At 64.3% G+C, this 9,561-nt stretch carries 6 protein-coding genes; 3 read left to right on the plus strand and 3 right to left on the minus strand.

Annotated features, from left to right (window positions below; all coding sequences use genetic code 11):
• Positions 1-132: 132 nt before the first annotated feature.
• Entirely contained in the window at positions 133-1,644 is a 1,512-nt protein-coding gene (locus tag ACUN9Y_RS09985; protein ID WP_445460556.1) for an aldehyde dehydrogenase, read from the minus strand.
• Positions 1,641-3,044 carry an aspartate aminotransferase family protein gene (locus ACUN9Y_RS09990; RefSeq protein ID WP_445460557.1) on the minus strand — a complete coding sequence of 468 codons (1,404 nt, stop codon included), beginning with the start codon at positions 3,042-3,044 and terminating at the stop codon, positions 1,641-1,643. The genes ACUN9Y_RS09985 and ACUN9Y_RS09990 overlap by 4 nt, the downstream gene beginning before the upstream one ends.
• 286 nt (positions 3,045-3,330) lie before the next feature.
• Here ACUN9Y_RS09990 and ACUN9Y_RS09995 point away from each other — a divergent pair, with 286 nt between their 5' ends.
• Positions 3,331-5,289 carry a Na+/H+ antiporter NhaC family protein gene (locus tag ACUN9Y_RS09995; RefSeq protein WP_445460558.1) on the plus strand — a complete coding sequence of 653 codons (1,959 nt, stop codon included), beginning with the start codon at positions 3,331-3,333 and terminating at the stop codon, positions 5,287-5,289.
• 177 nt (positions 5,290-5,466) lie between these two features.
• Here the strand turns inward: ACUN9Y_RS09995 and ACUN9Y_RS10000 are convergent, their stop codons facing one another.
• Complete coding sequence (locus tag ACUN9Y_RS10000) at positions 5,467-6,204, minus strand: gamma-glutamyl-gamma-aminobutyrate hydrolase family protein (protein WP_445460559.1); 738 nt, start codon at positions 6,202-6,204, stop codon at positions 5,467-5,469.
• A gap of 250 nt (positions 6,205-6,454) precedes the next feature.
• Between ACUN9Y_RS10000 and ACUN9Y_RS10005 the strand changes: the two genes are divergently transcribed.
• Positions 6,455-7,831: a glutamine synthetase family protein gene (locus ACUN9Y_RS10005; protein WP_445460560.1), complete on the plus strand. Its 1,377-nt coding sequence runs from the start codon at positions 6,455-6,457 to the stop codon at positions 7,829-7,831.
• 97 nt (positions 7,832-7,928) lie between these two features.
• Positions 7,929-9,413, plus strand: coding sequence for a Na+/H+ antiporter NhaC family protein (locus ACUN9Y_RS10010; RefSeq protein ID WP_445460561.1), 1,485 nt, complete (start codon positions 7,929-7,931; stop codon positions 9,411-9,413).
• The last annotated feature ends 148 nt before the right edge of the window (positions 9,414-9,561 follow it).

Below are 9,561 nucleotides of genomic sequence, written 5' to 3' on the forward strand. Positions count from 1 at the left end.
TCCATCTGCCAGGAGACGGCTAGTACCGGCATCTCCCCACCCAATGACGAAGAACCACAAAAATGGCCACGCAAGGCGTGGCCGAAGGACAAGACGAGGGATCGCCCCATCGGTGCAGGTTGCCTGGAGGCCTCAGCTCGAGAGCGACATCCAGACGCTCTTGAGCTCGGAGTATTCCTCCAGGGAGTGGTGTGACTTGTCGCGGCCGTTGCCGGACTGCTTGACGCCGCCGAAGGGCACCGTCTGGTCACCGCCGGCCCAGTTGTTGACGAACACCTGGCCCGACTCCAGGCGCCGAGTGACGCGCATGATGCGATCGATATCCTGGCTCCAGAGCCCCGCCGCCAGGCCGAAGTCGCTGTCGTTGGCGAGGGCGATGGCCTCCTGCTCGGTATCGAAGCCAAACACCGACAATACGGGCCCGAAGATCTCCTCACGACCGATGGCCATGGCCGCGGTCACGCCGTCGAAGACCGCCGGGGTGATGTAGAGCCCTGCGCCGTCCCGCGCCTCGCCGCCGGCCCTCAGGCAGGCGCCTTCTGCCACGCCCTTGGCGATATAGTCGAGGATGCGCCGGTGCTGACCGGCGTCGACGATGGCGCCCATGAAGCTCGACGGGTCCAGTGGGTCCCCCGGCTGCATGCCCTGCGCCGCCGACAGCAGCTTGTCGACGAAGACGTCGCGAATGCTGTTCTCGACCAGCAGGCGCGAACCGGCGATACACACCTCGCCCTGGTTGTGAAAGATCGCCTCGGCGGCGCTCACGGCGACCCGATCGAGGTCCTTGCAGTCGGCAAAAACCAGGTTCGGGCTCTTGCCGCCGCACTCCAGAAACACGCGCTTCAGGTTCGACTGACCGGCGTACTGCATCAGCTGCTTGCCGACGGCGGTGGACCCGGTGAACGCCAGACAGTTGACGTCCATCGACAGCGCCAGCGCCTTGCCCACGGTATGCCCAAAACCCGGCAACACCTGGAAGACCCCCGCAGGCAGCCCCGCTTCGCGAGCGAGTTCGGCCAGCCGCAACGCCGACAGCGGCGACTTCTCCGATGGCTTCAGGATGACGCTGTTGCCAGCCGCCAGCGCCGGCGCAATCTTCCACGCCGTCATCATCAGCGGAAAGTTCCACGGCACGATGGACGCGACCACGCCAAGCGGCTCGCGCAGCACCAGGGCAAGCGCCTCGTCACCGGTCGGAGCGACCTCGCCATAGACCTTGTCGATGGACTCGGCCTGGTGACGGACGCAGCCGATGGCCCCGGCCATGTCGCCGAGCGCACTGGTGATCGGCTTGCCCATGTCGAGGGTATCGAGCAGTGCCAGTTCGTCGCGGTGCGCCTCCATCAGGTCGGCGAGCCTCAGCATCACTTGCTTGCGGCGAGCCGGCGCCAGCCGCGACCAGCTACCCGCCCGAAAGGCGCTCCGTGCGTGCCCCACGGCGCGCTCGGCATCGGCGGCGTCGCAGCTTGCGATGTGGGCAAGCACCTCACCGGTCGCCGGGTTGATGGTCTCGAAGGTCTCACCGCTGAGCGCGTCCACGAACTCATCGTTGATGAAGGCGCGAGTCTTGAGGCCGGGCTTCACGGTGTCAGCAGCAGCCTGCCAGTCGGCCAGGGTCTTTGCCTGACGGCTTCTTTGCGTCATGCCGTAGCCTCCTCACTGCCTGCCACGCTGGCCCCGCTGGCCTTGAGCCGACGAGCGGTCTCATCGAGTGCCGCCCGGGCCAGGCGTACCAGCTCATCGATCTCGTCTCGGGTGATCACCAGGGGCGGCGAGATGACCATGGTGTCGCCCACCGAACGCATGACCAGGCCGGTCTCGAAGCAGATATCACGACACAGACCACCCGCCGACAGCGACTTGTCGAAGCGCTCGCCCGTGGCCTTGTCGGCGACGATCTCCAGCGCCCCGATCAAGCCCAGCGAGCGGGCCTCGCCCACCAGCGGGTGATCTTCGAGCTCACCCCAGCGGCTGGCGAGATAAGGCCCGAGGTCCTCCCTCACCCGCTCTACCACGCGCTCCTCTTGCATCAACTGCAGGTTCTTGAGCGCCACAGCGGCACAGGTCGGATGACCGGAATAGGTAAACCCATGGTAGAACTCGCCACCCTCGTTGATCAGGGTGTCCGCCACGCGGTCACCGACTAGTACGCCGCCGATCGGCAGGTAGCCCGACGATAGTCCCTTGGCGATCGGCATCAGGTCTGGCTCAAGGCCGAAATGGTCGCTGCCAAACCACTCGCCGAGTCGCCCGAAGCCGCAGATGACCTCATCGACCACCAGCAGAATGTCGTACTTGGCGAGCACCTCCTTGACCGCCGGCCAGTAGCTTGCAGGCGGGATGATCGCGCCACCGGCGCCCTGCACCGGCTCGGCGATAAAGGCCGCGACCCGGTCTTCGCCGAGCTCGAGAATGCGCTCCTCGACGGCCTCGGCGCAGACGCGACCGAACGCCTCGGAACTCATGTCCCGCCCCTCGCCGTACCAGTACGGCTGACGCACATGGGTGATGCCCGGCACACAGGGGCCGCCCTGGTCATGCATGGGCGCCATGCCGCCGAGGCTCATGCCCGCCACGGTCGATCCGTGATAGGCGTTCTCGCGACCGATGACCCAGTGCTTCTCGGGCTTGCCCTTGAGCGCCCAGAAGCGCCGCACCATGCGCAGCATGGTGTCGTTGGCCTCGGAGCCCGATCCGGTGAAGAACACCCGATTCATGTGGGCCGGGGCGAGCCGGCACAGGGTCTCGGCCAGCTCCACGGCCGGTGGATGGGTGGTCTTGAAGAAATTGTTGTAGTACGGCAGCCGCGTCATCTGCTCGGTCGCAGCATCGACCAGCTCCTGGCGCCCATAGCCGAGATTGACGCACCACAGGCCCGCCATCGCATCGAGGAGACGATGGCCCTCGGCATCCTGAATATAGATGCCATCGGCATCGACGATGATGCGACTCCCCTCGTCACCGAGTGCCTTGAAGTCGGTGAAGGGATGCAGGTGATGATCACGATCGAGCGCTTGCAGCCGAGTACCGCGTTGAGGGGACATGGCCCATTCCTCCAGATAAAAGAACGCCTGAGATGGTGTTATTGTTTAATCAACATATCGACCTCGCCACGGACTGCCAACCCTTTTCCCAAAAACGAGCCAAAATTACTTCTAACCCACTGATTATACGTATACGACTATCGTACAATGTCGACATTATTAAAAAACACCAACAAAAAAACATTGACAGATAACACCGCCATGGCCAACTTTCATTGACGCAATTTCCCAAACAGGAAGCGTCGACAATCACCCTGCCGCCAATAACAACCCGGGGACACACGCCATGACCATCAACCGCCACGCCCTTCGCTGGGTACTGCTCGCGCCGCTGATCGCCCTCCTGTGGGCAGTATCACTGCTCGCCCAGGCCGCCCCGACCATCACCCTCCCGGACATCATCCTCGATGGCGTCGCGACCGACATCGAGATCCAGGACCTCACCCCGCAGCAGTCCGTCTACGCTCGACTGGATGGCAGCCCCATCGCCATGACAACTGGCGACGATGGCACTGCCAGCGTCAGCGTGACCCTCACCGCGGAGCCTGCGCTGCTGACACTGGTGGACGACTCCGGCACGCCTCTGGCCAGCACCACCCTCGACGGCCTGCCCGCCTGGCTATCGCTGCTGCCGGCCCTGACCGCCATTACCCTGGCCCTGGCCTTTCGCCAGGTGATCCTGGCGCTGTTTTCCGGCCTGCTACTGGGGGGATGGGTACTGCACGGCATGGACGCCAAGGCGCTGATCAACGCCTTCGGCGACTCGGTGAACGTGCATGTGCTAAGCGCCGCCAGCGACAGCGATCACATGTCAATCGTGCTGTTCTGTCTGCTGATCGGCGGCATGGTCGGCATCATCTCGCGCAACGGCGGCACCCGCGGCATCGCCGAACGCATCAGCCGGGTCATTCGCGGCCGGCGCCAGGCACAGAACTCCACCGCCCTGCTGGGACTGGCGATCTTCTTCGACGACTACGCCAACGCCCTGATCGTCGGCAATACCATGCGCCACATCACCGACCGGCTGAGGATCTCCCGAGCCAAGCTCGCTTACCTCGTGGACAGCACCGCCGCCCCGGTCTCGGCGATCATGCTGGTGACCACCTGGATCGGCTTCCAGGTCGGCCTGATCAGCGAGGCCATGGCCGGTATCGAGGGCTGGTCGGAATCGGCCTACTCGGTCTTCGTCAACGCCATCCCCTATAACGCCTACCCGCTGCTGGCCTTGGTGTTCGTGTTTCTGGTGGCCTGGACCGGCCGCGACTTCGGCCCGATGCTCGCCGCCGAGCGCCGGGCCCTGTCGGAGCCCGGTTCACGGCGTGGAGTCACCAGCCGCGAGGCGATCGTCGAGGAGGCCGATATCCCGACCAAGGAAGGCATCCCGACCCGGGCGCTCAATGCCATCGTGCCGATGCTGGTGCTGGTGGGCATTACCCTGGGCGGCATCTATGCCACGGGACTGTCGGCGCTGGGCGGTGGAGAACACGACCTGCGCGATATCTTCGGCGAAGGCGATTCGTTCAGCGCCATGATGTGGGGGTCTCTCGCGGCCTGCCTGGTGGCGGTGATCCTGACCCAGGCTCAGCGCCTGATGAGCATGACCGAAACGGCCCACTACTGGTTCGAGGGGGTGAAGTCGATGTTGCTGCCGATCACCATCCTGATGATGGCCTGGGCGCTGGCCAACGTGAACGAGGCCCTGCACACCAGCGACTTCTTGATCTCGGCCCTCGGCGACAGCCTGTCACCCGAATGGCTACCCGCGGTGATCTTCGGCTTAGCCGGCTTCACCGCCTTCGCCACCGGCTCCTCCTGGGGCGTGATGGGTATCATGATGCCGCTGGTGGTGCCACTGGCCTGGGCGGTGCTGAGCCACCACGGCCTGGCCGGTACCGCCGAGGGCATGCCGCTGCTGTATGCCTCGGTGGCCTCGGTGCTGGCCGGGGCGGTGTGGGGCGATCACTGCTCCCCTCTGGCCGAGACCACCCTGCTTGCGGCCATGGCCAGCGGTTGCGACATGATCGACCACGTCCGCACCCAGTTGCCCTACGCCCTGCTGGTCGGCGCCGTGGCGCTGGTCTTCGGCACCATCACCGTCGGTCACGGCGTCAGCTGGTGGATCGGCCTCAGCGCTGGCGTCGCCGTCCTGATCCTCGTGCTCTATACCCTCGGCCAACGCGCCACGGCAGCTCAGGATGGCGTGCCCGGCGACGAGACGAGCCCGAGAAGCAGCCCGGTGAAATGATCCGGTGACATGCCCCGGTGAAATGCCCCGGTGAAATAGCCCTGAGAGCCTGCCCTGAGCGACAAGCCACGGCCGACCGCTCCTGGTCTTGACCGCGCCCACCAGCCAACACAACCAACAAGGGCCCACGACACTGTCGTGGGCCCTTGGATTTGCCGATTCACCGGGGCGAGCCGGTCAACCGCGACACGCGTCGGCGAAGCCTTCGAAGATGGCGTCATACAGCGGGTGCTCCTTTGGCTGCCATTCGGGATGCCATTGCACCGCCAGGGTAAAGCCCGGGGCTTCGGCGACCGACACCGCCTCGACAAGACCGTCCGGCGCGATGGCCTCGACACGCAGACCATCACCGAGTCGATCCACGCCCTGCTGATGCAGCGAATTGACCCGCGAACGGGTGTCGCCGAAGAGCTTGGCGAGCCGACCGCCAGGCTGAATATCCAGATCATGCGTCGGGGCGTACTGCTCGGCCTTTTCGCCTTCGGGTTCGCGATGGTCGAGCTTGCCTTCGACCTGCTGCACGGCCTGATGCAGGCTGCCACCGAAGGCCACGTTGAACTCCTGAAAACCACGGCAGATTCCCAGCAGCGGCAGGCGGCGCTCCAGCGCCAGGGGTACCCAGGTCATGGCCGCCGCATCACGGTCGACATCATCGCGGGTGTTCTCGGCGATGCGCTCGGCACCGTAGCGGCTTGGCAGCACATTGGTATAGCTGCCGGTCAGCACCAGGCCGTCGAGACGGTCGAGCAGCGCACCGGCGGCCTCGGCATCGACATCCTCCCACACCGGCAACATGACCGGCTCCAGGCCGTAGTCGCGCAAGGTGCGGACATACTTGTCGGTGACCATGTGGGCGGGATGACCCTCCACCACGCGACGGCAAGCGATGACGCCTACCAGGGGACGAACAGACATGATGCCTCCTGAAAACTCAATCGGGTTGTTATGTTTTGCTCAACATACATGGGTTCGCTTTTCTTGCCAAGGCGAGCCAGTAACCAAACCGAAGAATAGGTGTTAAATACTTGTTATAAAAGTATTTATTAAGAGACGATAGAGAAGAATAGACTTTCGGATAATGCCGACATGTCGTAAATAATTTGACAACACCAAGGCGGCGGCGGAAAGATAGCCATGACCAAAACAAACGTTTACAGGTGACATCATGTCCACCCCTCCCGTCGACGAGGCGCGTGACTTCCTCGCCCGCCACCCCGAGATCGACAGCGTCGATCTGCTGTTGAGTGATCTCAACGGCGTACTGCGGGGCAAGCGTATTCCCCGGGGCAACCTCGAGAAGGCCTACCAGAACGGAATCAACCTCCCCGGTTCGGTGTTTGCGCTCGACATCACCGGCAACACCGTCGAGGCAACCGGGCTCGGCCTCGACATCGGCGATCGTGATCAGGTCTGCCGTCCAATACCTGGCTCACTGATGCCGACGCCCTGGCTGCGCAGTGGCAAACAGGCCCAGCTGTTGATGGACATGCGCAACGACGAGGACGGCCCCTTCTTCGCCGACCCACGCAACGTGCTGACCCGCCAGATTCAGCGTCTGGCCGATCGTGGCCTCAAGGCGGTGGTGGCCCTCGAACTCGAATTTTACCTGGTTGACCGCTCCCGCGACGAACTCGGCATGGCCCAACCGCCGCGCTCCCCCGCCACCGGAGAACGCGCCACCGAGAGCCAACTCTACTCGATCAGCGAACTCGATGAATACGCCGACTTCCTGGAGGACATCCAGTCCGCGGCCGAAGTTCAGCAACTGCCGCTGGATACCGCGCTCAAGGAATGCGCCCCGGGGCAGTTCGAGATCAACCTGATCCACAGCGATGATGTGCTCAAGGCCTGCGACAGCGCCGTGCTGCTCAAGCGCCTGATCAAGGGCGTGGCCATTCGCCACGGCTTCGAGGCGACCTTCATGGCCAAGCCCTACGGCGGCCAGGCCGGCAACGGCATGCACGTGCACATGAGCCTGCTCGACGAAGGCGGTGACAACGTCTTCGCCGCCGCCGATGAGGATCCTCTCGGCACCGACACCTTGCGTCATGCCATTGGCGGCCTGATGGCGATGATGCCGGCATCAATGGCGCTGTTCGCCCCCAACGTCAATTCCTTTCGCCGCTTCCAGCCAGGGCTCTACGTGCCCATGACACCGACCTGGGGCTACGACAACCGTTCGGTGGCGCTGCGTATTCCGTCCGGCCCCAACGTCGCCCGCCGGGTCGAACACCGGGTCGCCGGCGCCGACGCCAACCCCTACCTGCTGCTCGCCGCCCTGTTGGCATCGGTCACCCACGGCATCGCCCATCGGCTGTCCCCGGGCGAGCCGGTCACCGGCAATGCCTACCAGCAGTTCGCCCCGACCCTGTCCAACAGCTGGTCGCGCTCGCTTGACGTGCTCGAGGCCTCCGACGTGCTAAGCGACGCCTTCGGCGCTGATTTCCTCAAGGTCTTCCTCGCCAATCGCCGCGCCGAACGCGAGGCCGCAATGCAGGCGGTCAGCCGCCTGGAATACGACTGGTACCTGCGCCACGTCTGACCATAGACGTTGTCACCCTCACACCACTGGGTCTTACGATGATAACCACAACTTCCCCTGGTGCTCCCGCCCCCTCTATCTCTCGAGGGGGATGGTCATGAGCCATGCCTCGCCCCACGCCTTCGAACCCTCTCAGCCCGATCGCCGCAGCACCGGCCGTACCCTGTCGCTGGTGGTCGGGTTGCTCGCCGCGATCGCCGCGCTTACCTACTACCACGAGTCGGGCACGCCGTTTGGTTGGATCAGCCTGGTGCCGTCGCTGATCGTATTGACCGTGGCCATCGCCACCCACCGCACCCTGGAGGCGCTCGCCATCGGCTCCTTGGCCGGCCTAATCCTGATCGAACCTGCTGACTATATCGGCGAGCTTGCCGAGATTTCGCTGTCGGTGATGATGAACGAGACCATCGCCTGGCTGATTCTGGTGTGCGGTCTGCTGGGCGGCTTCATCGCCATGCTCGAGAAATCCGGCTGCACCCTGAGCTTCAGCTACGTCATCGGACGCCTGGTGAAGACCCGGCGCCAGTCACTGCTCAGCACCGCGGTGCTTGGCGTCTTGATCTTCATCGATGACTACTTGAATGCCCTGGCGACACCGGCCGCCATGAAGCGCCTGACCGACCGCTTCGGCGTGTCCCGCGAGAAGCTCGCCTACATCGTCGACTCCACCGCTGCACCGATCTGCGTACTGGTGCCGTTGTCGACCTGGGCGGTGTACTTCGCCGAACTGCTCGAGACCAACGGTGCCACCGACGGCCCCGGCATGTGGCTGTATATCCAGTCGATTCCGTTCATGCTCTACGGCTGGGTGGCCATGGGCCTGGTCTTTCTGGTCGCTCTCGGCCTGGTGCCGGACCTTGGGCCGATGAAGGCCGCCGAGGCCCGCGCCAAGGCCGGCCAGCCGATTCCCGATGGCGCCCCGGACAGCCCCCTGGGTGACGAAACGCCCCGCGGCAAGCCGTGGGTCGGCGTGCTCAACTTCGTTGCCCCGATGGCGGTGCTGATCGGCGCCAGCGCCTACTTCGAGATCGACCTGCTCAAGGGCGTGATCGCGGCCACGCTGTTCACCATCGTGCTCTACCTGATCCAGCGCCTGGTCACCTTCCCGGCCCTGATGGATGCGATCATGGATGGCTTTCGCACCATGATGCTGCCGCTGGCCATCGTCGCGGTGGGATTCGTGTTGCGCGAGGTCAACGATCAGCTCGGCATGACCCAGTTCATGATCGATAGCCTCGCGCCTTACCTGACGCCGGCGCTGCTGCCTGCCATCGTATTCGTGTCGATGGCAGTGGTGGTCTTCGCCACCGGCTCATCCTGGGGGGTGTTCGTGATCTCGATTCCGATCGTGATCCCCATGGCCGCACACATGGGCGCACCGATGCCCCTGGTGGTGGGCGCCCTGCTCTCGGCTTCGAGCTTCGGCAGCCACGCCTGCTTCTTCTCGGATTCCTCGGTGCTGTCGTCCCAGGGCAGCGGCGTGCTGCCGATGCAGCATGCCCTGACCCAGTTGCCCTACACCCTGATCGGGGCAACCGTCACCACCCTGGGCTTCCTGGTGCTGGGCTTCACGCTGACGTGATGGTTCACTCGACGACGGACGCGAAATGACCATGGCCCCGACATTGCGTCGGGGCCATGTTTTATGAACCTGTTTTTTCCCGTGTCACCGCCTCGGTCTTTCCGGGAGCGCCTTGTCGCAGCGCCTTGCCACAACGCCTTGCCACAAC

The sequence above is a fragment of the Halomonas sp. V046 genome (assembly GCF_052645355.1).

Excerpts from the sequence above, each read along its gene's own strand:
- ACUN9Y_RS09985 (WP_445460556.1), bottom strand. The coding sequence starts at position 1,644 with ATGACGCAAAGAAGCCGTCAGGCAAAGACCCTGGCCGACTGGCAGGCT.
- ACUN9Y_RS09990 (WP_445460557.1), bottom strand. The coding sequence starts at position 3,044 with ATGTCCCCTCAACGCGGTACTCGGCTGCAAGCGCTCGATCGTGATCAT.
- ACUN9Y_RS09995 (WP_445460558.1), top strand. The coding sequence starts at position 3,331 with ATGACCATCAACCGCCACGCCCTTCGCTGGGTACTGCTCGCGCCGCTG.
- ACUN9Y_RS10000 (WP_445460559.1), bottom strand. The coding sequence starts at position 6,204 with ATGTCTGTTCGTCCCCTGGTAGGCGTCATCGCTTGCCGTCGCGTGGTG.
- ACUN9Y_RS10005 (WP_445460560.1), top strand. The coding sequence starts at position 6,455 with ATGTCCACCCCTCCCGTCGACGAGGCGCGTGACTTCCTCGCCCGCCAC.
- ACUN9Y_RS10010 (WP_445460561.1), top strand. The coding sequence starts at position 7,929 with ATGAGCCATGCCTCGCCCCACGCCTTCGAACCCTCTCAGCCCGATCGC.